Raw genomic sequence first — 24,081 nt, 5'->3', positions numbered from 1 at the left:
TTGTTGACGTGCGCGGATATCGCGAAGTAAGCTCCAAATAACTAATACTGTTAGGCAAAAAGCCTGAGCAGAGTTTCGGGAGGAAAGCATGTCTCTTCAATCATCAGAGTCAAATTGCGCGCAGCGGTCGGCTGCGCCGGGGTTCAGATTTCACAGGTCCCTTCTGGGAGCTGCAGCGTTCGTGGCGCTCGCCGCCGCCCTGCCGGCGCTGGCTCAGGAAGCCGACGGTCAGGTTCAGGCCGATGCTGCTGCAGCTGCCGGCGCGGCACCTGCGGCCGAAGAAGACGCTGAACGGCTGAGGCGCCTGGGGATCGTTACCGTCACGGCCCGCCGGCGCGAGGAGAGCCTGCAGGACGCACCTGTGGCGATTACCGCTTTCTCTGGCGAGGGGCTTGAAGATTATGCCGTGACCCGCTTCCAGGATCTGTCCACGCTGGTGCCGACGATGGTTGCCGGCAAAGCCGCCTCTGGCTCTTCGGCAAGCATATTCCTGCGCGGGGTCGGCTCCACCGCGCTGAGCGCGGGTTTTGACCAGTCTGTGTCCTTCATCATTGACGGTATGCCGATGAGTCGGGGACGCGAGATTTCGCTGGCCCAGTACGATATTGAACGGGTTGAAGTGCTTAAAGGCCCTCAGGCATTGTTCTATGGCAAGAACACGACCGGCGGACTGATCAGTGTAGTGACGAAATCTCCAACGGATGAATTCGAAGCGTCCGCCAAAACGGGTTACGGCTTTGAAGCGAGGGAAATCTACGGCGAAGGCATCATCTCCGGGCCGCTGACGGATTCGCTGCGCGCGCGGCTGGCCGTCCGGCTGTCGGAGTCTGACGGCGCCTTTACCAATACGGCGGCCGCAAGCTACACCGATCCTCTTGGCATGACGCGGAGCCCTGTGGCCAGCCGCCGGGGTGGCGGTGAGACGGCCAGCGGCAGGCTGACGCTTGCCTATGAGCCCAATGACATGTTTGACCTTGAGTTCAAGGCGGGCATCACGAAGGTGGAGGATGGCGGCCCGACCGACGTCCTGGAACGGATCTGCGGCAGCGGACGTACCACGCCGGCCTCGGCCAATGGCGTGCCGCCCAGCCCGAATGCAGATTGCCGGATTGATGGACGCTCGGACTCTTCCCGTCTGCCCCCTGAAGTCGCCTCTGCGAATTACCGCTATGCCCGCGACGGGGCTATGTACGCGAAATTTGACTCCTCCTTCGCCGTGCTGACGGGGAACCTCGATTTTGACAAGCTGGGGGTGTCGTCCATCACCTCATTCTATCAGTTTGAGCAGACAGACCTCAACAATGTGTCGGGCGAAGCCTATCCGGCCAGCTTCTCGCAGCTGGCAGATTTCAGCCAGTTCTCCCAGGAGCTGCGGTTCCAGACACGGTATGACAGCCCGCTGAACTTCATGTTCGGGGCGTTCTTTGCCAATTCCGAATTCACCTTCAATACCGACGCCTACATCTTCCCGGTTCCCTTCGACCCGCTCAACGGGACCTATGTAACCTTCAAACGGGACAACGGCTTTGAAGGCGACGCGCTCTCCTTCTTCGTTGAAGGTACCTTTGATATTAGCGATCAGTGGGAGTTTTCCGGCGGGGCCCGCTGGAGCCAGGAGGAGCGCGATTCCTATCAACGGTCGCTGCCCGCCCACATTGCCTTTGCCGCTGCCTTTCCGGGTAATATCAGCCTCGAAGACTCTTTCAAGGATGAGAACATTTCCCCTCAGGCGACCCTGCGCTGGAAGCCGAGCGCCAATGTCTCGGTGTATGGTGCGTATAAGGAAGGCTTCAAAACCGGCGGCTATAATATTTCCCAGGCGCTGACGCCGCTGGCTACCGTTGAGGCGGGTCAGTATGACAGTGAGACCGCAAAGGGCTTTGAGGCAGGGGTGCGGTCGCTCCTGTTCAATGACAGCCTGACGCTGAATGCGACGGTGTATGACTACACGTATGAGAACCTGCAGGTGCAGGTGTTTGACCCGGTCTCCGTCAGTCTGATCGCAGACAATGCCGGTGAGCTGGAAACCAAGGGCATCGAGATTGATTTCAACTGGGTGCCCCGGGAGCTGAGCGGCCTGAGCGTGCGCGGCGCCTTTGCGTACAATGACGCCAAATATCAGAACTATATCGGGCAATGCTATGGTGGCCAGACGGTGGCACAGGGGTGCAACCAGGTGAATGTCGGCGGCGTTTTCCAATCGCAGGATTACAGCGGGCGCCGTCCTCCCAAAGCGCCAGAAACTGCCGGACGTCTGGGGGCCAGCTATGAGTTTCCGGTATTCGGGGATCTCACGGCATCTGTTTCAGCCGACGCCAGCTATACCGGCAAGTATAACTTCACTGATACGCTGCGCCCGGATGCCGTGCAGGACTCCTTCACCCGGATTGACGCCGCTGCGCGTCTGATGGGCCGCGACAATCGCTGGGAACTGTCTTTGATCGGCCGAAATCTGACCGAAGAGTTTGTCGTGACCAGCGCGAACGATATTCCGTTCTCGGGCGGAATTGGCACAGGTACGACTACCGGGGTGACAGCAGACATGTCTGCGTTCGTCGAGAACCCGCGCGAGATCTATCTGGAACTCGCCGTTCGCTTCTAAGCTCCCGTTCCTCGGGTGCCCGCCCAGTGGCGGGCGCCCGTTTTTTTTGGTCAGGAGCGCCGATGGGCTGTCTGAACACATTCCGGCGCGAAGATGTTCTGGTCGTTGAACTCAATCGTCCGGAGAGTCTGAACGCGCTCAACAGAGACCTTGTAGACAGGTTGAGAACGGTCTTTCAGGATCTGTACCGGGACCGGACCGTCCGGGTTGTCATTCTCAGGGCAGCCGGCCGGGTATTCTGCGCCGGGCTTGATCTGAAAGAAGCCGGCGCCGGCTCAGATGAGCGGGTGTCGGTGTCCGACAGGCTGGACAGCCAGCGCGCCCTGGCGGAGGTCTATGTTGCGATGCGCCGGTGCCCACAACCTGTGATCTGTGAGGTTCAGGGGCCGGCCAGTGGCGGCGGCTTTGCGCTCGCCCTCGCATCCGATATCCGTGTTCTGGCGGAAAATGCGCGCATGAACGCCGCTTTCATCCGGATCGGGCTCAGTGCCTGTGACATGGGCGTTTCCTATTTTCTACCGAGAATGATCGGTCAGTCCCTGGCCAGCGAATATCTGCTTACCGGACGGTTTATGGACGCGCGGCGGGCCTTCGAAATCGGGCTCGCTAACCGCGTTGTTCCGATCGATCAGCTGGCTGCGGAGTCTGACGCATTTGCCGAAGACATGCTGCGAGCCACACCGCTGGGGCTCCGCCTGACCAAGGATGGACTTAATCTTTCCGTCGATGCTGCCGGGCTTGAGGCAGTTATGGCGATTGAAGACCGCAACCAGATGCTGACAGCGGGCGATCCGAACTTCACTGAGGGGATGCGCGCATTCCTGGAGAAGAGGCCGCCAAGGTATGAGTGATCTGCCGCTGGAGAGGATCACTGTCCGAACATCAGACGGACTGAAACTCGCCGCCGACATCTGCGGACCGGAGGATGGCCCCGGCGTGGTGCTCGCGCATGGAGGAGGCCAGACGCGGCACGCCTGGGCCGGGGCTCAGGCGGCGCTCTCCGGAGCCGGTTACAGGGTGATATCCTATGACGCCCGCGGCCACGGTGAGAGCGACTGGGCGAGGAACAACAAGTATCCGCTCCGCCAGCGCTGGTCCGATATGTCGCTGGTCTGCGCCGCGCTGAGAAAACCCGTTGCCATTGTCGGGGCCTCAATGGGCGGCGGGGCCGCAATGCAGGGACTTGCCGAGGGCTATCGTCCGGCCGCGCTGGTGCTGGTCGATATTGCGCCCAATGCAAACCGGGAGGGCATAGCGAGGGTTCAGGCATTCATGCGCAGCGGACTCGGCGGATATGACACTCTGGGGGAGGTAGCTGACGCCGTCGCCGCCTATCTGCCGGAGCGGCCGAGGCCTGAGGATGCAAGCGGGCTGATGAAGAACCTGCGGCTCGGGGGAGATGAGCGCTGGTACTGGCACTGGGATCCTGGCGTTGTGATGGTGGACCTGGAGGAGGAGCGCGCCGCAATGGGGGCCACAATGGCGGCGCTTTCCAAGGCGAGGGATGTTCCGCTGATGCTGGTCCGTGGTCTGAGAAGTGATGTCGTGACAGCCGATACCGCCGAGACATTCCGGCGCGCAGTGCCGGGTCTGGAGGTTCTGGAAATTGCTTCGGCGGGGCACATGGTCGCCGGAGACCGCAACGACATGTTCAATGAGGCTGTCATCCGGTTTCTGAAACGGCACGTGCCACCTGTTGGCGGTCCTGGCCGGCCTCCCGCCTGATTTCTTCACTGTGCTCGCCCAGCTGTGGGGCGGCCCGGAGTTCCTGTCCCGGATAAGCGCTGTAGGTCACCGGTCTGCGCATGCGAAAGTATGCGCCTTCGCTGGGATGGATGTCGCGCGAGAAAAAGCCTGTTTCCAGGAGATGCGGATCTTCAAGGATATCTGCCATATCCCGGACCGGCATGCAGGGTATGCGGGCATTCTTGAACAGACGGACCCATTCGGCGGTGGACTTTGAGGGAGTAATCTCCGCTGTGCGCTGGTAGAGGCGGGCCTGGTTGCGGAATTGAAGCGCAGGTGTGTTAAGGTCAGGCTGCTCCAGAAAACCGGGATCGCCCAGCACTTCAAACACTACCGGCCAGGACTGGACTGTATACGGCACAATGGAAATGGCGCCGTCAGCAGTCGGAAAAGGTTGCCGGTCCGGATCGATCTGCCGGAAATAGCATTCGGGAGCATTGGGGGGATCGAAGGTCAGGCCTGAGAGATGTTCCAGCAACATGAATTGCGTAAAGGCTTCGAACATCGGGACCTCAACAAATTGCCCGTTCCCGGTCCGAAGCTTATGAATGTAGGCAGCCAGAACAGCCTGCGCCCCTGTCAGCCCCGCTACCTTGTCGGCGATGAGGGAGGGCAGGTAGCGCGCCTTTCCGGTTCCGTCGACGCGCCCGGCAAGGGTCGCTGCCCCGCTGGCCGCCTGGATCACGTCATCATAGGCCTGAAGCCCTGAATAGGGGCCGCCGGAGCCGAATCCGACACAGTGAACGTAAATGAGCCCTGGATAATTTGCACGGACTGATTCGGGTCCGAAGCCGAGCCGCTCGATCGCTTCAAGGCGCACATTGTGGATGAAAATGTCAGCGCCTGCGATGAGCGTGTTCATCACGGCCTGATCTTCCGCAGATTTCAGGTCGAGGATGATCGAGCGTTTGCCCTTGTTGAGGTTGAGATGGCCCGGGCTCATCCCTTTGGTCTGGGCAGGTTTCCCCGAGAGACGAAAACTGTCGCCCTCAGGGGATTCAACTTTGATAATGTCCGCACCAAGCTCCGCCAGTATCTGGGTGGTATACGGACCAAATACGACGCTGGTCATGTCTATGATCCTGACCCCTTCGAGCATGGGCTGTCCTGTCATCTTGATCTTCTCCTTCAATGTGCCCGGTGTGCGCTCGCTTCCTCCAGGGGGACGGCGGGCGCGTTCGCTCGTGCTGCGAGGGATTGTGCCGGTCTCCAAATAAACTAATAACGTTAGATAAATTGGCCTGGCTGTTTCGGCAATGCCTATCAAACGCAAAAAAGGAGGGCGGCGCCATGCTGCGACGTATCGTGATTGCCGGCGCCGGGCAGGCGGCTGCGCAGGCTGTCCAGTCTTTGCGCCAGGGTGGCTATACAGGCGCCCTTACCATTGTCGGTGAAGAAACCGCGCTGCCCTATCAGCGTCCCCCGCTCTCCAAGGCCTATATGAAGGGCGAAATGGATGAGGAGCGGCTCTATTTCAAACCCGCCGCCTGGTATCAGGACAACAATATCGAGGTCATTCTCGGGGCGCACGCCACCCGGATCGACCGCGCCGCCCGCCAGCTGCATATCGAGCATGGCGGTGTGCTGGATTATGACGCGCTGATTATCGCCGCCGGTTCCCGCCCACGCAAACTGCCCTGCCAGGGGGCCGATCTCGCGGGGGTGCACGACCTGCGCACCCTGTCTGACGTCGAGCGCATCCGCCCGCAGATGGTCTCCGGCCGCCGCATGGTGATCATCGGCGCGGGCTATATCGGCCTCGAAGCGGCCGCCGTGGCCTGCACCATGGGCCTGGATGTCACTGTTCTGGAAATGGCGCCCCGTGTGCTCGCCCGCGTCACCAGCCCGGTGATGAGCGACTTCTACGCCCATGAGCACACCGCCAAAGGCGTGAAGATCCTGACCAGCACGGCCCTTTCGCATCTCGACGGCACCGACGGCCATGTCAGCGCCGCCGTGCTGGCCGATGGCACCCGCCTGCCGGCAGATATCGTCCTCGCCGGCATCGGCATCCTGCCCAATGAGGAACTGGCAAAAGACGCCGGTATTGCCTGCGCCAACGGCATCCTGACAGACCGGGATGGCCGCACCTCTGATCCGCACGTGTTCGCGGCCGGTGACTGTGCCAGCCGCCCGCTGGTTCATTATGGCCGCACTGGGCGCCTTGAGAGCGTCCACAACGCCATCGAACAGGGCAAGCTGGTGGCTGCCGCCATCCTCGGCCTGCCGAGGCCGGCGGAGGACTGCCCCTGGTTCTGGTCGGACCAGTATGACCTCAAACTTCAGATCGCCGGCCTCAGCACGGATTATGACACCATCATCCTGCGCGGCGCTCCGGAGAGCCGCAAGTTTGCCGCCTTCTATCTGCGCAATGGTACCCTCATTGCGGTTGACGCGGTCAACAGCCCGCCGGAGTTCCTAGCATCGAAGAAACTCATCATGACAGGCGCAAAGATTGCGCCTGAAATACTCAGCGACACCACCATCCCAATGAAAGACATTGCCGCAACTGCAGCGGCCTGAAGGAGGGCGCCCTCGTCCGATATAATCCGAATACAGCGCAAGAGTTTCAGAAACTGTCCGGGAGCATGACTTTGCTTGACCAGGCTTCGAGGTCCAACATGAGGTTGGTGTTACCTTTCTTGCAGCTTTTCTCCGACCAAGCCGGAGACATTCGATATACGGAGCGCGGCGCTGCCCCGTTTCTGGCACAGCTTGTCCATAAACTTAAAAACTGCTGCACATTTTGCTACACAAACCGCTACTCAATGGGCGAGTTATATCGAATAAAAACAATGCATTACATGGGTCGCCCGTTGGCGGAGAAGCTCTTCCTCTCCGCCACTTTTCTGGGAAAGTATTTCAAGGGTTCTCACATTTCATCTGTACCGCGTGTAGCCTTGCCTTAGAGGGCTCGGCGGAAGGTCAGATTTAGTCTTGCCCGCCCGACCTTCGGATGTTCGCCGTCTTTCAGGATCGGGACACCGTGATAGCAGAGGCGCGAGGGGCCGCCCCAAACGGCGACATCGCCATGGCGGAGTGCATATTTCTTGATTGGGTCGGCGCGCTTCAATCCCCCGAACTGGAAAATTGTGGGTAGCCCGAGGGACACAGAGACAATGGGATTGGCTAAGTCGCGCTCGTTCCTGTCCTGATGAAGCGACAGCCTTGCGCCAGGCTCATAGCGGTTGATGAGGCATGCATCGGGGCGGAACTTACAATATCCCGCCTCGGCCGCGGCTGAGACCGCAAGCGCGATGAAACTGCCGGGCATCGGAGGCCATGGTTTTCCGGTTTCCGGGTCAATTGCATCATAGCGATAGCCCTGGCGATTAGTCACCCAGCCCGCCTGACCGCAATTCGTCATCGCGACGGACATCACGTGGCCGCCTGGCGTGATCATCCTGCGGAAGGGTGATAGTTGGGCAACTTCCCGGACCGCGGCGAGCAGATCTTCCTCGAGATGCCGTGCGAAGCCGCGCAGAATGACTGCTCCCTCAGCCATTTCCTCGCGCGTCGTCTGGTTAGGTTCCTCTCCTCCGAACAGGTCTGTCATCATCTTTGTCTCCCTGGTGAGCCGAAGGATGCAGGAGAGGCCTATAGCACGCCAGCGGCCCAGCAGAGGGCAATATTTGTACAGCGTTTCTCCCGCCTCAACTTCCAGGACAAGGCAGCAAAAAAAGTTCAGCAGGCGGCCCTGGGCCACCTGCTGATCAGGAGAGGAGGCGGGAGCCTCAGAATGAGCGGGACAGGGAAATGCCGAAGCTCCGCGGCGCGCCGGTGTACCGCCGGATCACATCAGAGGTGCGCGCAACGTTGTTCCAATAGTATTCGTCCGTGAGGTTTCGGACAAACACGCTTGCCTGCCACGCACCATCCGCCGCTTCGATACCAGCGCGGGCATCAACCACCGTATACGCATCAATATCAAGACGCGGGTCGTCTCCGAAGCCGGATGTTGTCGCACTGCGATAATTGGCGTTCACGCCTGCGAACGCATTGAGACCCGAAGTGATGGGGGTTTCGTACTGTCCGTCAAAGACCAGCTGATATTTTGGTGTGTAAGGGAACGCATCGCCCTTGAAGTTTGCCGGCAGGCCGAGGATGCTGAAATTGTTGAAATCCTCGGTGACTTCGGAGTCTATATACGTGCCCGCCAGGGTGAGCGTGAGGCCTTCGAGGGGGAAGACGTTGGCCTGAAGCTCTGCGCCACGGATTTCCGATTTGGGCACATTCACAAGGCCGGGCAGCACTCCGAGAATAGTGGGCAGGCGTCCTTGCAGCTGCTTGTCTTCATACTCATAGGCAAACACGGCGCCCGTGGCTTCGATCAGGTTACGGACGAGAGGGGCTTTGAAGCCGGCTTCATAGGCAAGAACCGATTCCTGCGTAACAGGAGCGAGTTCGGATTGTTCGATTGCCGGGATGGTGGGCGAGCTTCCGGTCTTGTAGCCCTTGCTGATGTTAGCATAGAGCAGAACGCCGTCTGCCGGGGTCCAGTCGAGCCCAGCACGCCAGGAGACGTTGTCTTCGTTCAGCTTGTCCCGGCGGAAGCCCGGCGTCAGCGTCTGATCGACCGAAACGCAATCGCCCACACCAATGGCTACCGGCGCCAGACCGGCGCGGCCGCGGATCACATTGACCAGCGTACCGTAAGTGGCGGCCGACGTGGGGCTGCCGGCTGCCGCGCACCCAACCGAGGTAAGTTCAACCTCCGTGTACCGCACACCTGCGTGTGCAGTGACCGTCGAGGTGAGGTCGTAGTCCAGATTGGCAAAGATCGCGGACGTGTCAAATGTCTGGTCCCCGATCAGGCGGACTGCATCGGTGCGCATACCCGGGATCGTGGAGTAGGAGCTGGTTGTGTAGGGAAATTCGAACAGATCGTCTTCGCTTGATTTGTCCCGGGAGTAGTTTCCACCAAGCACCACATTGCTCCGCTCTCCCTGCCAAGCCAGGCGCAGTTCTTGGGAAAAGGAAGACAGTTCCCCGGCGACTTCGGTAAGCGAGGCTTTGGCCGATGTTCCGTCCTGATCGACGAGCTGGTTGACGTCCATTGCGGAGTAAGCGGTCAGCGAGGTCAGCGTGAGGCTTGGCGACAGGTCATAGTCTGCCCGCACGGAGGCCTGCCAGAAGCTGTTGTCCTTTTTCAGCGCTTCGCCCTCGTCCCAGTCTGCAATGCGGTTGTCTGACGGGGCGACAGGATAATTCGCCACAATCGGAACCTGGCTGATATAGGCCGGCGCCGAGTAGATCGTATCGATCCGCTGGGCAGCCTGGGTTTCGGAATTGTCGACGAATCCGTTGAGATTGATCAGCAGCGAGAGGTTTTCTGCAGCCTGCCAGTCAAACTGCAGGCGTCCCTGATAGAAGCTCTTGGCGCCAAGCGTATCATCGCGTGTGAGGCTCTCCTGCCATCCGTCGCTCACAAGGGCGCGTGCGGAGAAACGGGCATTGAGCGTATCCGAAAGCGGCGCGTTGACGTGGCCTGTTGCGTCCAGCGTGTTGAAGCTGGAATAGCTTGCCGCGATTTTTCCCGACATATCGGAGCGGGGCTTGGCAGCGATGTAGTTGATGGCGCCGCCGGTGGAGTTCTGGCCGAAGAGTGTGCCTTGCGGCCCTTTCAGAACCTCTACCCGGTCGAGGTCAAATGCGGCGCCCTGGGCCATGATCGAGAAAGGCAGCGACACTTCATCCTGATACACGGCAACGGTTGGCCGTGAGCCGAGCGTCGTGTCAAAGAAGCCGACGCCGCGCAGCGAATAAACCGGAACGCTGGCACCGCTTTCAACATAGCTGAGGCCGGGCGTGAACTTCACCAGAGACTCGATATCGCTCACGCCGCGTGCGGTCAGCTGATCGCCGGACAGGGCAGTGATCGACATTGGCACTTCGTTCAGCGATTGTTCGCGCTTCTGCGCGGTGACAACGATGGTGCCGAGCGTGCGGGCCGTTTCTTCGCTCGCTGGCGCGGCTGTTTCTACGGTTTCCGGCGGGGAACTGGCTTCCTGCGCGAATGCAGGGGCGGCCAGGGCCATGACAGCGCTGGTGCTCAGAAGAATAGTCCGAATACAGATCTTGTGCATTCTAATTGCCTCCCTGCGGACGTCGTCTGTGCCACGTCCTTGTTGATCTTTCCCGATCTGGTGAATTCCCGGCTGCCAATCGTCAAATTCTTTTCTGGGCGCTTCTATTCTTTCTGGGAATATTGCCGCGAGACAGAAATGCACTGCGGGAATAGGTGGTGCCTGATATGAATTGGTTCATTCCCGGACCGAATTGGTAAGAGGACGGGCAAAAGCAAAGTGCGGGAAGGGACAAGCGAGGATGTTGGAAGACCGACGGCTTTCGGAAGAAACGCGTCAGCGGATGAGCCGGCCATTCCAGATGCTCATCGGCGGAAAGTGGTGCGATAGCAGTTCGGGCAGAACACTCGCGGTGCTCAATCCGGCGACAGGCGAGCAGATTGCCGTCATCCCGGAAGGCGATGCGGGTGATGTGGATTTGGCCGTCGAGGCTGCAACCGCGGCGTTTGTGCGCAAGTTGTGGAGCGGGCTCGCGCCGGGCAGGAGATCAGCCATTCTATGGCGTGCAGCTGACCTGATAGACCAGCGCGCGCGTGAGCTGGCCGAGCTGGAAACGCTTGATAATGGCAAGCCCCTGACCGCCGCGCTCGGCATGGATTTACCCATGGCGGCGAGCGTTTTCAGATACTGGGCGGGATGGTGCACCAAGATTGCGGGCACGGCGCCCGTCGTGGACCTCCCGGGCGATTTCGCTGCGATGACGGTCAAGGAGCCTGTTGGTGTCGTGGGCCTGATCGTTCCGTGGAACTTTCCGCTGCTGAACGCTGCGGTCAAACTCGGGCCTGCGCTCGCAGCAGGCTGTACAGTTGTGCTGAAGCCGGCCGAGCAGGCTTCGCTGACGACCCTGTGTCTGGGGGAAATTCTTCTGGAGGCCGGTGTTCCCCCGGGCGCGGTGAACATCGTGACAGGGCTGGGGGCAGTGACAGGCGCCCGCATTGCAGAGCATCCGGGCATTGCAAAGATATCATTCACAGGCTCGACGGCTGTCGGCAAACAGCTGATCGCTGCCTCCCAGGGCAATCTGAAACGCCTGACCCTGGAGCTTGGCGGAAAATCGCCCGCGATCGTGTTGCCGGATGCGGACCTCAGCCGTGCGATCCCGGCGGTGGCGAACGGCATTTTCCGGAATGCAGGGCAGATCTGTGCGGCGGCGTCCCGGCTGCTGGTGCATCGCAGCCTGTTTGATCAGACGGTTGAGGGCATCGTGCAGCTGGCGCGGCAGCATGTGCTGGGCGACGGGCTGGACCCGTCTACAACCCTCGGCCCAGTAATATCGCAGGCGCAGTTCCGGCGTGTGCTGGGGATGATCGAGGACGCGCGGCAGGCAGGTGGCGATATCATTACAGGCGGCGGCGCTGTCGAGCGGCCCGGATACTTTGTTGAGCCAACCGTCATTGCCGGCGTTTCTGCGACAAAGGGAATTGCCGTAGACGAAGTGTTCGGCCCCGTGCTTGTGGCGCTGCCATTTGATGATGCCGAGGAGGCTGTCCAACTGGCCAACACAACCGAGTATGGGCTTTCGGCGAGCATCTGGACACGGGATATCGGACAGGCCCATCGTCTTGCCCGCGCTGTTCATGCCGGGACGGTTACGATCAATTCCGGGATGATTGCCGGCCCCGGGCTGCCATTTGGCGGGTTCAAACAATCAGGATGGGGGCGCGAAGGCGGCGCTGAAGGTCTCGATGCCTATCTGGAAACCAAGACCATCGTGACCAGCTTCTGAGGTTTGGTCAGCGCCCGGCCCGAATGAAATCTGCGGCCCGTTCGCCGATCATCACGGCCGGCGCATTTGTGTGCCCCCCGATCAGGGACGGCATCACGGAAGCGTCAGCCACGCGCAGGTTTTCGGTGCCGTGAACTCGAAGCTCCGGACTGACGACGGCTACGGATGGGTCGGTGCCCATCCGGCATGTCCCGACGGGATGCTGCGCCGTGACGACCGTTGAGCGGATGTAGGCGTCCAATGCCGCATCACTCTCAATGTCCTTGCCCGGAAATATTTCATCGCCGGCAAATTCCGAGAGTGGCGCGGTGCGCACCAGATCCCGGAACCAGCGAATGTTATAGCGGAGGCGGTCGATGTCCTCCTGCGCCTGCAGAATGTTGAGCCGGATGACCGGCGTGGCTTCGGGATCGGCAGAGCGCAATGTGACGCTGCCGGTGCTGGAAGGATGCAGCACCACGTTCAAATTGGTGAGCACTTCAGGCTTTGGACTGACGATTCCCGGAAACCAGACGCGCGCATCCAGCGCCGTGGGCATGACGATGTTTTCAAGGTCAGGCCGCTCGAGGCCGGGTTGGGATTTGTGGTAGATGATGGCCGAGAGCGGAACGGTGGATGGGAAGCCCCTACCCGTGAGCATCCAGCCAAGCCCCGACAATGCCAGCCGATCGGCCCGGATCTTTCCGGAAAAGCCAAGAGGTTGACGGGCCTGGAAGCCCATGGCGGCGAGCGGGTGCTCCTTAAGGTTCTGGCCGACGCCCGGAAGATCCAGCACCGGAGTTACACCGGCCCGGCGCAGGTCGTCACCGCGTCCGATCCCGGAGAGCATGAGGAGGTGGGGGGAGGCATAGGCACCGCCGCACAGAATGGCTTCCTGCCCGACGGCAACCCGCTGTGGGACGTTGTTCCGGACATATTCGATGTGGGTGACCCGCCCTCGATCCAGGACAAGCCGGGTGACCCGGGCAGAGGTGATGATCGTCAGGTTGGGGCGACTGCGGGCGGGATTCAGAAAAGCCTGGGAGGCGCTCGCCCTTTTGCCGCTCGCGGTTGTCAGATCGGGGAGGCCGACGCCCTCAGGCTGTTCCCCCTCGAAATCGTCGGTGACAGGCAGCCCTGCAGCCTGTCCGGCTGACTTGAGCGCGCGGGTGAGCGGCGTATCTGCGTCCGGCCGCGAGACGCCCAGGGGACCATCTGCTCCATGCCAGTGGGAAGCCCCGCGCCAATTTGATTCCGATTTCCGGAAGAAGGGCAGAACCTCTTCATAGGCCCATCCGGTTGCTCCCATTTGCGCCCATTGGTCATAATCGCGCGGATGCCCCCGGGAGTACATCATCCCGTTGACCGAAGAGGAGCCACCGAGAACCTTGCCCCGGGCTGCCGGAATGGAGCGGTCCCGCGCCCACGGTTCGGGCTCCGTTTTCAGTCCCCAGTCGTAGAGATTGGTCATGCGCAATAGCCGGAACGCCAGCGGCATTTTCAGGAAGAGGTTATTGTCGCCCGGCCCGGCTTCCAGAAGCAGAACCCGCGCGCCAGGGTCTTCACTCAACCGCGCAGCCACCACGCAGCCTGCAGAGCCGCCCCCTGCCACGACAAAATCAAAGCCATCAACCATCAGGCGCCCTTTCCGGTCAGCGTGTCCCCGGTGCGCCGGGAAACGGTGTGATCTCAGCGTTTAGGTCCCGGCTGGCCGCTGCCAAGTCAAACAACCTTTTCGGCAGGCCCATTCCTGCGGCGCATACCGGGTCGCGCGCAGTCTGTCATTCCTCTGGCTCATGAAGGCAGAGAGCAATGAATTAGCAGAAATCTGAAGACCCGCTCTAGACTCCGGAAAAATAAATTGCCCGATGCGGCCGGACGTCGCCGGACATCGGGTATGGGAGCACACAGCAGGCATGAGCAGACAGGTTCCGCTAAGCGACATTCTGGCAGTGCACGCTGCCCGCGACCCTGAACATCCTGCAGTAACCCAGGATGGGGTAACGCTGACACGGGCGCAGCTTGATGCGCGCTCCAGCCAGCGGGCGCGTAATCTTGCCCGGGAAGGCGTCGGCTATGGGGATACGATCCTTCTGGCGCTTCCCAACTCGCTTGCCTTTTTCGAATACACCTTCGCGATCTGGAAACTGGGCGCGATCCCGTGTCCGGTGTCCCCGCGTTTGCCACACCATGAACTTGCCGCGCTGGCCGGACTGGCAAAGCCAGCGGTGGTCATCGGGGCGCAGATCGAAGGTTTCCGGTGCCTGAAGGTGGAGGATCCTTTCGAGGCCGATGAAAGTATTGATCTGCCGGATAGCCCTGTCTCGCGCCATTGGAAGATCATGACCAGCGGGGGATCAACCGGCAGGCCCAAGCTGATCGTTACCCAGGCGAAGGCCGTGTTCCCGGCAGAGGGAACCGGATATCTTGGGCAGGAGCCGGAAGGAACTATCCTGAGCCCGGGCCCGCTCTATCACAATGCAGCTTTCAGCGCGGCGCATCATTGCCTCTTTTCGGGCGGACACGTCGTCTGCATGGGACGCTTTGATGCCGAGCAGGCCCTTCGCCTGATAGATCAGTACAAGGTGCATCATGTCGTGGTTGTTCCCACGGTCATGAGCCGCATATGGCGTCTGCCGCAGGAAGTGCGCGACAGGTATGACCTCTCCAGCTTGAAGACGGTGGTGCATCTTGGGGCCGCCTGTCCGCCCTGGCTGAAGCAGGCCTGGATCGGGTGGATCGGGCCGGAGCGCCTGCTGGAGGTTTATGCTGGAACGGAAGGTATCGGCTCAACCGCTATCCGGGGGGATGAATGGCTCAGCCGGCCCGGATCTGTCGGCAGGCCAACGCCGGGTGTGCGGCTGCGGATTGCCGATGCCTCGGGGAATACGTGCGTACCCGGAGAGATTGGCGAGATACAGTTCCAGGCTGGCGAGGAAGGGTGTCTGGGCTTTCAGTATATCGGCGCCGTAGCCGGGGTGAGCGATGGCTGGATTTCGCTGGGGGATCTGGGGCATGTTGATGCCGACGGGTATCTCTATATTTCCGACCGGCGGACGGACATGATTGTTTCGGGCGGGGTGAATCTGTTCCCGGCCGAGATCGAGGCGGCGCTCGACCGGCATCCTGGCGTGCGCGCGAGTGTTGTCATTGGTTTGCCCGACGACGATCTGGGCAACCGGGCTCATGCCATCATTCAGACCGATCCCGGAGGGCCGGTGCCTGGGGCCAAGGAGCTTGTCGCATTTCTCCGCGAGACACTCGCCGGATTCAAGATTCCCAAGACGTTCGAATTCACGACGCGTGAGCTGAAGGATGAGGCTGGCAAGGTGCGCCGTTCGGCCCTGCGGGCAGAAAGGATCGGCCCTGCCGCCGCGAACGAGGCTGGCCGCTGAGAGCGGCGCTGGACACGGAGTATTCATGACGCGCATTCACGAGGGAGAGAGCAACGCCATGCCGTTGTCTGACCATACTGTTTCTTTTCAACGGTCTGGCGCGGTGGCGTTGATCGAGTTTTCCCGTCCGCCGGCAAACTTTTTCAGCGCGGCGCTGCTGGCTGAGATTGTTGCCGCATTCGAGCGGGCCGATGCCGACCCTGATGTGCGTGCGATCGTGCTCGCTTCGGAGGGAAAAAACTTCTGCGCCGGCGCGGACCTGGCCGGAGAGGACAATGACCCGTTCGAGCTCTACGATCAGGCCGAACGTCTCTTTGCTATTCGCAAGCCAAGTGTTGCGGCTGTGCAGGGCGCCGCGATCGGAGGGGGGCTGGGACTTGCGCTGGCGGCTGATTTCCGTGTCGTTACGACGGGAACGCGCCTATCTGCCAACTTCGTCAAGCTGGGGATGCATCCTGGATTTGCGATGACGGCGACGCTGCCCCGGCTCGTGGGGGATCAGTGCGCCGCACTGCTGTTCCTCACCGCGCGGCGAGTGAGCGGCGAAGAAGCGGTGAATATGGGGTTGGCTGATATCATGGCCCCGTCAGAGGATCTGCTCAACGCAGCGCTCGCTCTCGCCGGGGAGATCGCGGAGAATGCGCCCCTCGCGGTGGAGGCGACGCGCGCCACGCTTCGCAGGGAGTTTTCTCAGCACGTGCGGCGCCATACGTCTGAGGAAGCGCGCCGTCAGCTGCAGCTGAAACGAACCGAGGATTTTGCCGAGGGGGTCGCGGCGGTCAATGCGCGGCGGCCGGGCAACTGGAAGCGCCGGTGACGGATTACCCTAAACAACTCCCTATCTGCTGACTGTGTCTTGAGCGCAGAGGCAGCCACCCTTCGAGAGGCCAAAGCTGTGAACACTCCCGTAGTATCCGCTCCAACGGATGAGGCCGCCAGCACCCGGTACCGATACATCGTAGTCTTTGTGCTGGCCTTTGCCTACATGCTCAACTATCTCGACCGGCAGATCCTTTCGGTTCTGGCTGAACCGGTCAAACAGGATCTCGGCCTGTCGGACACTCAGCTGGGGATGCTGACGGGCTTGATGTTTGCCTTGTTCTACACGGTCTTTGGCATTCCGATCGGTGCGCTTGCAGACAGATGGAACCGTGTACGGATTATTGCGATATCCTGTGGCATCTGGAGTGTGTTTACGGCGCTGTCGGGCCTGGCCACAAACTTTGTTACACTCGCCCTGGCCCGGATCGGGGTCGGGGTTGGAGAAGCGGGCTGTTCGCCGCCTTCCTATTCGATCATCTCCGACTACTTTCCCCCCGAGCGGCGGGGCGGCGCGCTGGCACTTTATGTGCTGGGGGTGCCTGCCGGCAGCCTGATCGGCACCATGGCGGCTGGCTGGATCGCGGTGGAGTATGGCTGGCGGAGTGCGTTTATTCTCGTTGGCCTGCTGGGCGTGTTGTTTGCACCCATTATCGTCTGGGCCGTGCGGGAACCTGTGAGGGGCCGCTATGACAACCCGGAAAAGGGCGGCGCGCAGGACACAGGCCAGAAAGCAGGGTTCTTCGAGGCGTTTCTGTTCTTTTGGAAATCCCCGACGCTTGTGCTCAACGCCATCGCGGCGGGCGCCACATCCTTTGTCAGTTACGGTCTCATGAACTGGGCGCCGGCTTTCCTGATCCGGGTCAGGGGTATGGAGCTGTCGGAGATCGCGCTCTATTACAGTGTGGCTCTGACGGGCGCTTTGGTTCTCGGCGCATGGCTTGGCAGTGTCATCTCCGACCGCTTTGGCGCGAAAAACCCAATCTGGTATTCGCTGCTGCCAGGGGCGGGGCTATTGGTGTCTACACCCTTCATATTCGGATTTACCTCTGTGGCAGCCTGGCCGGTTGCCATGGCTTTCCTGATCGTGCCGCTGGTGCTCAAATCCGTCTATCTCGTTCCTGCGCTCGCCCTGTTGCAGAACCGGTCGCCAGCGCGCTACCGGGCAACGGCCAGCGCGGTGATGCTGTTCCTCCTCAACCTTATCGGACTGGGTTGTGGCCCGTTATTCGTCGGTATGATGAGTGACTATCTGGAACCGCGTTATGGCGTGATGGCGCTGGGCTACTCACTGAACTGGCTGGCACCGTTCATGGTACTCGCTTTCCTGCTGCAGTGCGCGACTGCGCTCAGCATGGTGCGGGATCGCCGCCGCAATGCAAACGCCGGCCACGCCTGACTATCAGCGCGGATCAGCTCTGCGCGATATGACTTTGTTCAGAGACCGCCGCCTCGCTATCCTTCATGGCGCGGATGAAAGCGCGGACAGCCGGTTTGGGCTCCCACCGCTTGCGGGTTGCGCAACACATGACGGACGGGGGGAGCATGTCGCTGAGTTCGAGAATGGCAAACCGCTCCTGGAAACTGCGGCTCTGGGCGTAGATTGCAGACGTGATGCCGATGGCGTCAGAACGCTCGACGATGCGTTTGACGGCTGGAAAGTAATCAACCGTATGCACACAATGCTGCCAGTCCAGGCCCCGGTCTTCGAATAGTTTCCGGATGGCGACGCCATAGGGTCTGCCTTCTGACGGGCTGATATAGGGGTAGTCGGTCACATCCCGAAGCGACAGGGACGGGCGGCTGAGGAGCGGATGCCCCTGCCGGACAAAATGCACCGAGCGCACCGGGGCAATCGGCTCGCGCCGGATATCTGGCCAGTCCGCGAAGGCAGCGTCAAAACCCAGGGCCACATCAATCGCTCCCGTTCTGAGAAGCTGGACGGTGCGTTCAAAGGTGGAGCCGGAAATGTCAAACCGGATGGACGCATGGCGGCGAAGGAGCAGATTGAGGGCCGGAACCAGGCGCCACTCGATGGAGGCAGGGCCGACGCCGATACGCAGGGCGCCCGCCAGATGGTCAGTCGTTTTTCCCGGGCGCTGCAGAAGCTCCTTGGTGTCTTCCAGCAGGCGGGAGGCGCGGTCCACAAAATCCCGGCCTTCCTCAGTAAGGAATGAGCCCCGCGAGGTTCGGTGGAAGATTGCATACCCGATCTGCTGTTCGAGATCCGCAATGCTCTTGGTGATCGCTGACTGGGTGACGCCAGCATCTTCCGCGGCCGCCGTAAAGGAACCGTTCCGGGCCACGGCCACCACGTATTTCAGCCTGGCATCCATGCAGTGACATTCCCTCCAATCATGATGTCGCCAGATAATGAATTTGACGAACGTTCGCGTCAAGTGAGACCCACGGTGGGCAAAACAACACACAAAGGGCCGCCGCCTGTGCGGCAGCTGTCTCAGGGTAGAAATGCTGGAAGATAAAGTCGTCATCGTCACCGGGGCCGGCCGGGGGATCGGCCGGGCCATCGCCCGGCTCTGCGCTGCAGAGGGCGCGCGGGTAGTCGTCAATGATTTGGGCGGAGATCCCGCCGGGCGTGGTGCGGATGCAAGTCCAGCGGAAAGGGTCGTGGACGAAATCCGTGCCGCAGGTGGGCACGCGGTCGCCAATACGGGCAGTGTCGCTACGCAGGCGGGCGCCGCCTCAATCGTGCAGGCTGCAATTGACGCGTTTGGACGGGTGGACGCGGTCGTCAACAATGCGGGCTTTCTGCGGGACGCGATGTTCCACAAGCTGTCTCCTCAGGACTGGGCCGATGTGCTGGACGTGCATCTCAATGGCACCTTCCTCGTTTCCCGCGCTGCCGCGCCGTATTTCCGGGCGCAGCAGTCAGGTACCTTTGTCCACTTCACCTCCACAACGGCGCTTTTGGGAAATCGGGGGCAGGCCAATTATGCGGCGGCAAAGTCCGGCGTCTTGGGGCTGTCTTATGCCATTGCCCTGGACATGGAGCGCTTCGGGGTGCGCTCCAACTGCATCGCACCGACAGCATGGACGCGCCTGGTTGGCACTGTGGCAACTGAGAGTGAGGCGGACCAGAAGCGGCTGGAGGCCGTTCGCGCAATGACGCCGGAGAAGATCGCGCCCCTGGTTGCCTATCTCTGCACGGACAGGTCCGCCGCGATTACCGGGCAGACGTTTGGTATACGGAAGGATGAAATTTTTTTATACAGCCGCCCGAAGATATTGCGGACGATGCACAATGCCAACGGCTGGACGCTCGATTCTCTGGACGCGCAGCTGGTGCCAGGCTTTCGCGGTAGTTTCGAGCCTCTACACACGACTCCTGATACAATCGCCTGGGAGCCTCTATGATGGCTGGCATACTGTCCTATGGAAGTTACCTGCCGATGCGCCGCTTGCCGCGGCAGGTGATCGCCGATGCTACAAGCTGGTTCAACGGCGCCCTCTCAGGCCTTGGGCGCGGGGAACGCAGCGTTGCCAACTGGGACGAAGACACTTTGACGATGGCAGTGGAAGCCTGCCGGAATTGCCTGCCGGAAGCCGGCCGCGATGCCATTGGCCAGCTGGTTCTTGCTTCGACAACACTGCCTTTTGCGGATCGCCAGAATGCGGGCATCGCGAAAGAAGCATTGCTGCTGAGCGACCGCACGCATACGCTCGACATAACCGGTTCGCAAAGGGGGGGCACGTCGGGCCTGATTGCGGCCCTCGAGGCAACTGTATCTGGCAAGACCACGCTGCTGGCGGCCGCTGACCGGCGCCACGCGCCGGCTGCTTCTGCGGCACAGATGATCAATGGCGACGCGGGCGCAGCGCTGCTTGTCGGCCCGGGCGAACCGCTGGCGGAACTCGTCTGTGCCCGTTCTATGTCTGTAGATTTCGTAGACCGGTTCCGGGCGAGTGACGCACGCCACGATTACGAGTGGGAAGGGCGTTGGATACGCGAAGAAGGCTATATGAGCCTTGTGACCCAACTGGTGACTGAGACCCTGGGCGAAGCGGGGCTTCGCGCAGAGGAGGTTGATCATTTCCTGTTTGAAACGCCGATGCCGGGCGTAGAGGCCCGGCTGGCAAAAGCTTTGGGCATTCGCGCGGGCGCAGTGGCCCGGCCCCTGTTCCTTGAGGTAGGCTACACCGGTTGCGCCCATCCATTGCTGCAACTGGCCGCAACGCTGGAGCGGGCCACTGCGGGGGAGGTTATCTGTCTGGTGGGGTTCGGTCAGGGCTGTGACGTGCTGCTCCTGCGCGTGACCGCCGCCAATGATGGCCGCAAGCCGGCAGCGAGATTTCAGGACCAGTTGGCACGGCGCAAGGTGGAAACCAACTATACGCGTTTTCTGTATTTTTCTGGAGAGTTGGAATTTGAAGAGGGCATGCGGGCGGAGCTGGATATCAAGACCCCGCCTTCGATGCTCTATCGCGACCGCAAGACGATTCTGGGGCTGGTTGGGGGAAAATGCCGTGAGACCGGCGTGGTGCAATATCCGCGGTCTGATGTGTCAGTGGCCGGTAATGCCCGCACGCGCGGCACGCAGGAAGATTATCCGCTCGCAGACCGAATTGCCCGTGTGCGGTCATTTACTGCAGACTACCTTGCCTATTCACCCGATCCGCCGAGCTGTTACGGTATTGTAGAGTTCGAGGGGGGCGGGCGGATGATTGCGGATTTTACTGACCTGCCGGAGCCTTCCCTGGAAGTGGGGCAGGCCGTCAGGATGGTTTTCAGATTAAAGCGCACAGACCAGCGCGGCTTCCGCCACTATTTCTGGAAGGCAGTGCCGGTCACCGATCAGAACACCGGAAGGCAGGATTGAACCATGGCAAGCGGCATCAGAGACAAGGTAGCCATTCTGGGAATGGGGTGCAGCCGGTTTGGGGAGCGCTGGGATACGGATGGGCCGTCGCTGATCGTTGAAGCGTTTCAGGAAGCCATCGCGGATGCCGATATTGATCCGGGAGAGCTGCAGGCTGGATGGTTCGGACATGCCGGGAATGCGGTCGGACCAGGTGCCGTGCCGCTGGCCCTTGCGCTCAGATTGCACAATATTCCCGTGACGCGGGTGGAGAATGCCTGTGCTACCGGCACAGAGGCCCTTAGAGGCGCCGCTTATGCAGTCGCCAGCGGGGCGTGTGACTTTGCCTTTGCGCTGGGTGTCGAGAAGCTGAAGGATTCCGGGTACGGAGGGCTTCCGGGAGGATCGCGAGGGCCATTCTACGACGCCACGAATGCCAACATGACAGCGCCGGGAACCTTTGCGCAACTTGCTTCAGGCTACCGGGCCCGTCACGGCATGGCAGCAGACGACCTGAAGCGGGCGATGGCCCATGTCTCCGTCAAAAGCCATGCGAACGCGACCTTGAACCCGAAAGCCCATCTGCGAACACCGATCACGATGGAGCAGGCTGTAAACGCACCCCTCGTGGCGGCGCCGTTGGGGCTTTTTGACTGTTGTGGCGTGTCGGATGGGGCAGCTTGCGCCATCGTAACACGGCCGGAAATCGCCCGCGCTCTGGGCAAGAAAGACATCGTCACCATAAAGGCGCTGCAACTGGCCGCAACAGGAGGCTGGGAAGCGCAGGGGGCGGGCTGGGACTATAGCTATGTTCCGACGACGCGCGCGGCCGCGGCGAGGGCTTACAGTGAGGCTGGCATATCCGATCCCGCGCGCGACATCGGACTTACGGAAGTGCATGACTGTTTCTCGATCACGGAACTGGTGACAATGGAGGACCTCGGCCTGAGCAAGGACGGCGCGGCCTGGCGCGATGTTCTGGACGGTCGGTTCGATGCAGACGGCCAAATCCCCTGCCAGATTGATGGCGGTCTGAAATGCTTCGGGCATCCGATCGGTGCGACAGGGATCCGAATGGTCTATGAAAACTACCTCCAGCTTTTGGGGCGGGCTGGCGAACGCCAGGTCAGCAAAGATATCGGGTTCGCACTCTCTCATAATTTGGGCGGGGCACCCTTTCACAACATCTGCTCTATCGCGATCGTGGGACGGGGTTGAGCCCTCTTGAGTGCGGCTCGCCGCTCCGCAGGAACCGCCTCGGGCAGCGTCTCGTGAGCATTGTGAGGGTACACACACCAGCCAAGAGCCTATGCTCATCTGGTCATGCAATCTCCCTGACGCGCCGCAGTACGGCCTCTATTTCCGAGGGGGAGTTGCGGATGCTTGGTGTCAGGCGGGCATGGGGCACTGCATAGGGCGCCGCTGAAGCTATTATGCGATGATGGCGCAGACGTTCGACAGTCTCGCGCGCGGATTGCCCTTCGATATCGAAAGAGACGATACCGGCAGAGAAGGCGCGGTCGAGGGGCGTGTGGACAGTCACGCCGGGGATGGACGCAAGCCCTTCCTTGAGCTGGGAAGCGAGCGCGTGGGTGCGATCGGCAACCGCCGCCTTTCCGATCTCCATTTGCCACGCAACGGCGGCTGGCACCGCGAGCTTGTGCTCGAACGCCTGAAAGCCGCCGGGCGTCATGCGTTCCGCATTGTTGTCCCGGACCTCATCATCGTCCAGAATCCACGCATCGAAAGCGCCGCCATTTTCAATGAAACTAGGGACCGACGGGACCAGCATTTCATAACCTTTTGACCCTGCCGCAATAAAGCCGGTGCCGCGCGGGCCAAACAGCCATTTGTGGCAACCCGACATGAAGAAATCACATCCCAGATCGGAGAGTTCAAAATCCTCGACGCCAAATCCGTGTACCCCGTCTATTCCGACGAGGATCTGGCGTGAAGCTGGCCGGCTGGCGTTCAGATCTGCGATGGCGCTGGTAATTGCATGGACTGGCAGCTTGTAACCGGTGCTGGAATGCACCCATGTGAGCGCGACGAGCCGTGTCGCATTGCTGACGCCGGAAAGTATTCGGGCAACAGCCTCTTCTTCAGTAAGGGTAGGTGGGCGGTCGTAAAGCGGCACAGTGCGGACGATGGCGCCATATCGGGACGTCATCTGACGGAGGGCTTCGAAGGTGACGTAATAATCCTGTTCGGTGGTGAGCACCTCGTCGCCCGGAACGAGCACCAATCCGTTGTAAGTTATGCCTACGGCATTTGTCGTACTGTTGGTGAGGGCGATCCTGTCTGTTCGTGTTCCGAGGTAGGTGGCGATTGCTTCGCGAGCGGCTGACAGGCCAGGCCGCATATGTTCTTCTAGATAAATGACGGGATTGCGGTCAAGGCCGTTGCGATGCTCCGCGATGGCGTTTCGAACGGGCGCGGGATGGGACGCCAGCAGCATGGCGCTCATATGAATAAAATCCGTATCAAGATTGAAATCGGAACGGATACGGTCCCATACATCCGTAGCGGGGCCAGAATTATCATCGGGCAGGTCTGTACGGGCATCGGGCGCGGGTGCCCTTTGGCTCGGACTGCCCGGGTTCTGACCGGAACCGCAGGCAGCAGCCAATCCTGTCAGCGCAATTCCCGTTCCTGCTCTCAGGACGCTCCGCCGGCTTACCACCATCAGATCCGAACTTTCTCGCCTATTTGGAAATCATGTGGGTTCCAACTGCTGTTAGCGACATAAGTTCCGCGCGATCCCAAAATGAAGGGAGTCGTTGTTGAGGGGCGCGCTTTGGGGGGAACTTCCGGCCACTTTTTTCGTTAGCCACGTATCGTTGAGCGGATTGTATGCATGACGCTCGCTCATTTCGCCTTTCCCGACTGTTGCGGGTCATGGAGGGCGTAG

Annotated in this window: 17 protein-coding genes; 11 read left to right on the top strand and 6 right to left on the bottom strand. The window is 60.8% G+C overall.

Features of this window, described 5'->3' with window-relative positions:
* Window positions 1–181 precede the first annotated feature (181 nt).
* From BBF93_RS10775 to BBF93_RS10765, 3 genes are all read left to right on the top strand, one after another.
* On the top strand, window positions 182–2,602 hold the full coding sequence (locus BBF93_RS10775) for a TonB-dependent receptor (protein ID WP_233349092.1): 2,421 nt from the start codon (window positions 182–184) through the stop codon (window positions 2,600–2,602).
* A 62-nt stretch (window positions 2,603–2,664) separates the two neighbouring features.
* Window positions 2,665–3,453, top strand: coding sequence for an enoyl-CoA hydratase/isomerase family protein (locus BBF93_RS10770; protein ID WP_114105891.1), 789 nt, complete (start codon window positions 2,665–2,667; stop codon window positions 3,451–3,453).
* Entirely contained in the window at window positions 3,446–4,327 is an 882-nt protein-coding gene (locus BBF93_RS10765) for an alpha/beta fold hydrolase (RefSeq protein WP_114105890.1), read from the top strand. The genes BBF93_RS10770 and BBF93_RS10765 overlap by 8 nt, the downstream gene beginning before the upstream one ends.
* On the opposite strand, the gene BBF93_RS10760 is transcribed toward BBF93_RS10765, so the two are convergent.
* The gene (locus BBF93_RS10760; protein ID WP_233349091.1) at window positions 4,266–5,621 is read right to left on the bottom strand and encodes a CaiB/BaiF CoA-transferase family protein; all 1,356 of its coding nucleotides are present in this window, start codon (window positions 5,619–5,621) and stop codon (window positions 4,266–4,268) included. The two genes, BBF93_RS10765 and BBF93_RS10760, sit on opposite strands and share 62 nt — an antisense overlap.
* Window positions 5,622–5,638: 17 nt before the next feature.
* Here BBF93_RS10760 and BBF93_RS10755 point away from each other — a divergent pair, with 17 nt between their 5' ends.
* The gene (locus BBF93_RS10755) at window positions 5,639–6,871 is read left to right on the top strand and encodes an NAD(P)/FAD-dependent oxidoreductase (RefSeq protein ID WP_114105889.1); all 1,233 of its coding nucleotides are present in this window, start codon (window positions 5,639–5,641) and stop codon (window positions 6,869–6,871) included.
* Window positions 6,872–7,253: 382 nt separating this feature from the next.
* On the opposite strand, the gene alkB is transcribed toward BBF93_RS10755, so the two are convergent.
* Together alkB and BBF93_RS10740 are read right to left on the bottom strand one after the other, a co-directional pair.
* Window positions 7,254–7,904, bottom strand: coding sequence for a DNA oxidative demethylase AlkB (gene alkB / locus BBF93_RS10745; protein ID WP_114107060.1), 651 nt, complete (start codon window positions 7,902–7,904; stop codon window positions 7,254–7,256).
* 178 nt (window positions 7,905–8,082) lie between these two features.
* Window positions 8,083–10,434, bottom strand: a complete 2,352-nt coding sequence (locus tag BBF93_RS10740; RefSeq protein ID WP_114105887.1) for a TonB-dependent receptor — start codon at window positions 10,432–10,434, stop codon at window positions 8,083–8,085.
* Between the two features lie 241 nt (window positions 10,435–10,675).
* Here BBF93_RS10740 and BBF93_RS10735 point away from each other — a divergent pair, with 241 nt between their 5' ends.
* Window positions 10,676–12,160 carry an aldehyde dehydrogenase gene (locus BBF93_RS10735; protein ID WP_114105886.1) on the top strand — a complete coding sequence of 495 codons (1,485 nt, stop codon included), beginning with the start codon at window positions 10,676–10,678 and terminating at the stop codon, window positions 12,158–12,160.
* A 7-nt stretch (window positions 12,161–12,167) separates the two neighbouring features.
* Here the strand turns inward: BBF93_RS10735 and BBF93_RS10730 are convergent, their stop codons facing one another.
* Window positions 12,168–13,775, bottom strand: a complete 1,608-nt coding sequence (locus tag BBF93_RS10730; RefSeq protein ID WP_035594625.1) for a GMC family oxidoreductase — start codon at window positions 13,773–13,775, stop codon at window positions 12,168–12,170.
* Between the two features lie 280 nt (window positions 13,776–14,055).
* Here BBF93_RS10730 and BBF93_RS10725 point away from each other — a divergent pair, with 280 nt between their 5' ends.
* From BBF93_RS10725 to BBF93_RS10715, 3 genes are all read left to right on the top strand, one after another.
* Window positions 14,056–15,534: an AMP-binding protein gene (locus tag BBF93_RS10725; protein WP_035594628.1), complete on the top strand. Its 1,479-nt coding sequence runs from the start codon at window positions 14,056–14,058 to the stop codon at window positions 15,532–15,534.
* Between the two features lie 25 nt (window positions 15,535–15,559).
* Window positions 15,560–16,351 carry an enoyl-CoA hydratase/isomerase family protein gene (locus BBF93_RS10720; protein WP_233349089.1) on the top strand — a complete coding sequence of 264 codons (792 nt, stop codon included), beginning with the start codon at window positions 15,560–15,562 and terminating at the stop codon, window positions 16,349–16,351.
* Between the two features lie 78 nt (window positions 16,352–16,429).
* Entirely contained in the window at window positions 16,430–17,752 is a 1,323-nt protein-coding gene (locus BBF93_RS10715) for an MFS transporter (protein ID WP_051612233.1), read from the top strand.
* Window positions 17,753–17,765: 13 nt separating this feature from the next.
* On the opposite strand, the gene BBF93_RS10710 is transcribed toward BBF93_RS10715, so the two are convergent.
* The gene (locus BBF93_RS10710) at window positions 17,766–18,689 is read right to left on the bottom strand and encodes a LysR family transcriptional regulator (protein WP_035594630.1); all 924 of its coding nucleotides are present in this window, start codon (window positions 18,687–18,689) and stop codon (window positions 17,766–17,768) included.
* A gap of 133 nt (window positions 18,690–18,822) precedes the next feature.
* On the opposite strand from BBF93_RS10710, the gene BBF93_RS10705 reads away from it, so the two are divergent.
* Genes BBF93_RS10705 through BBF93_RS10695 form a run of 3 tightly spaced genes read left to right on the top strand, consistent with a single transcriptional unit; the run spans window position 18,823 to window position 22,388 of the window.
* Window positions 18,823–19,728 carry an SDR family NAD(P)-dependent oxidoreductase gene (locus tag BBF93_RS10705; protein WP_114105885.1) on the top strand — a complete coding sequence of 302 codons (906 nt, stop codon included), beginning with the start codon at window positions 18,823–18,825 and terminating at the stop codon, window positions 19,726–19,728.
* Window positions 19,728–21,191, top strand: a complete 1,464-nt coding sequence (locus BBF93_RS10700; RefSeq protein WP_035594635.1) for an OB-fold domain-containing protein — start codon at window positions 19,728–19,730, stop codon at window positions 21,189–21,191. The genes BBF93_RS10705 and BBF93_RS10700 overlap by 1 nt, the downstream gene beginning before the upstream one ends.
* 3 nt (window positions 21,192–21,194) lie before the next feature.
* Window positions 21,195–22,388, top strand: coding sequence for an acetyl-CoA acetyltransferase (locus BBF93_RS10695; RefSeq protein WP_114105884.1), 1,194 nt, complete (start codon window positions 21,195–21,197; stop codon window positions 22,386–22,388).
* Between the two features lie 103 nt (window positions 22,389–22,491).
* On the opposite strand, the gene BBF93_RS10690 is transcribed toward BBF93_RS10695, so the two are convergent.
* Window positions 22,492–23,637: an aminotransferase class V-fold PLP-dependent enzyme gene (locus tag BBF93_RS10690; protein ID WP_162786511.1), complete on the bottom strand. Its 1,146-nt coding sequence runs from the start codon at window positions 23,635–23,637 to the stop codon at window positions 22,492–22,494.
* Window positions 23,638–24,081: the final 444 nt, after the last annotated feature.

This window comes from Hyphomonas sp. CACIAM 19H1 (assembly GCF_003325995.1).
Taxonomy (GTDB): domain Bacteria; phylum Pseudomonadota; class Alphaproteobacteria; order Caulobacterales; family Hyphomonadaceae; genus Hyphomonas; species Hyphomonas polymorpha.
This window is presented reverse-complemented; position numbering and strand designations above follow the sequence as displayed.

Bases quoted from the DNA above. Each gene is read 5' to 3' on its own strand.
- BBF93_RS10770 (WP_114105891.1), top strand. From the start codon at position 2,665: ATGGGCTGTCTGAACACATTCCGGCGCGAAGATGTTCTGGTCGTTGAA.
- BBF93_RS10765 (WP_114105890.1), top strand. From the start codon at position 3,446: ATGAGTGATCTGCCGCTGGAGAGGATCACTGTCCGAACATCAGACGGA.
- BBF93_RS10755 (WP_114105889.1), top strand. From the start codon at position 5,639: ATGCTGCGACGTATCGTGATTGCCGGCGCCGGGCAGGCGGCTGCGCAG.
- alkB (WP_114107060.1), bottom strand. From the start codon at position 7,904: ATGACAGACCTGTTCGGAGGAGAGGAACCTAACCAGACGACGCGCGAG.
- BBF93_RS10740 (WP_114105887.1), bottom strand. From the start codon at position 10,434: ATGCACAAGATCTGTATTCGGACTATTCTTCTGAGCACCAGCGCTGTC.
- BBF93_RS10735 (WP_114105886.1), top strand. From the start codon at position 10,676: ATGTTGGAAGACCGACGGCTTTCGGAAGAAACGCGTCAGCGGATGAGC.
- BBF93_RS10730 (WP_035594625.1), bottom strand. From the start codon at position 13,775: ATGGTTGATGGCTTTGATTTTGTCGTGGCAGGGGGCGGCTCTGCAGGC.
- BBF93_RS10725 (WP_035594628.1), top strand. From the start codon at position 14,056: ATGAGCAGACAGGTTCCGCTAAGCGACATTCTGGCAGTGCACGCTGCC.
- BBF93_RS10720 (WP_233349089.1), top strand. From the start codon at position 15,560: ATGACGCGCATTCACGAGGGAGAGAGCAACGCCATGCCGTTGTCTGAC.
- BBF93_RS10710 (WP_035594630.1), bottom strand. From the start codon at position 18,689: ATGGATGCCAGGCTGAAATACGTGGTGGCCGTGGCCCGGAACGGTTCC.
- BBF93_RS10705 (WP_114105885.1), top strand. From the start codon at position 18,823: ATGCTGGAAGATAAAGTCGTCATCGTCACCGGGGCCGGCCGGGGGATC.
- BBF93_RS10700 (WP_035594635.1), top strand. From the start codon at position 19,728: ATGGCTGGCATACTGTCCTATGGAAGTTACCTGCCGATGCGCCGCTTG.
- BBF93_RS10695 (WP_114105884.1), top strand. From the start codon at position 21,195: ATGGCAAGCGGCATCAGAGACAAGGTAGCCATTCTGGGAATGGGGTGC.
- BBF93_RS10690 (WP_162786511.1), bottom strand. From the start codon at position 23,637: ATGAGCGCCATGCTGCTGGCGTCCCATCCCGCGCCCGTTCGAAACGCC.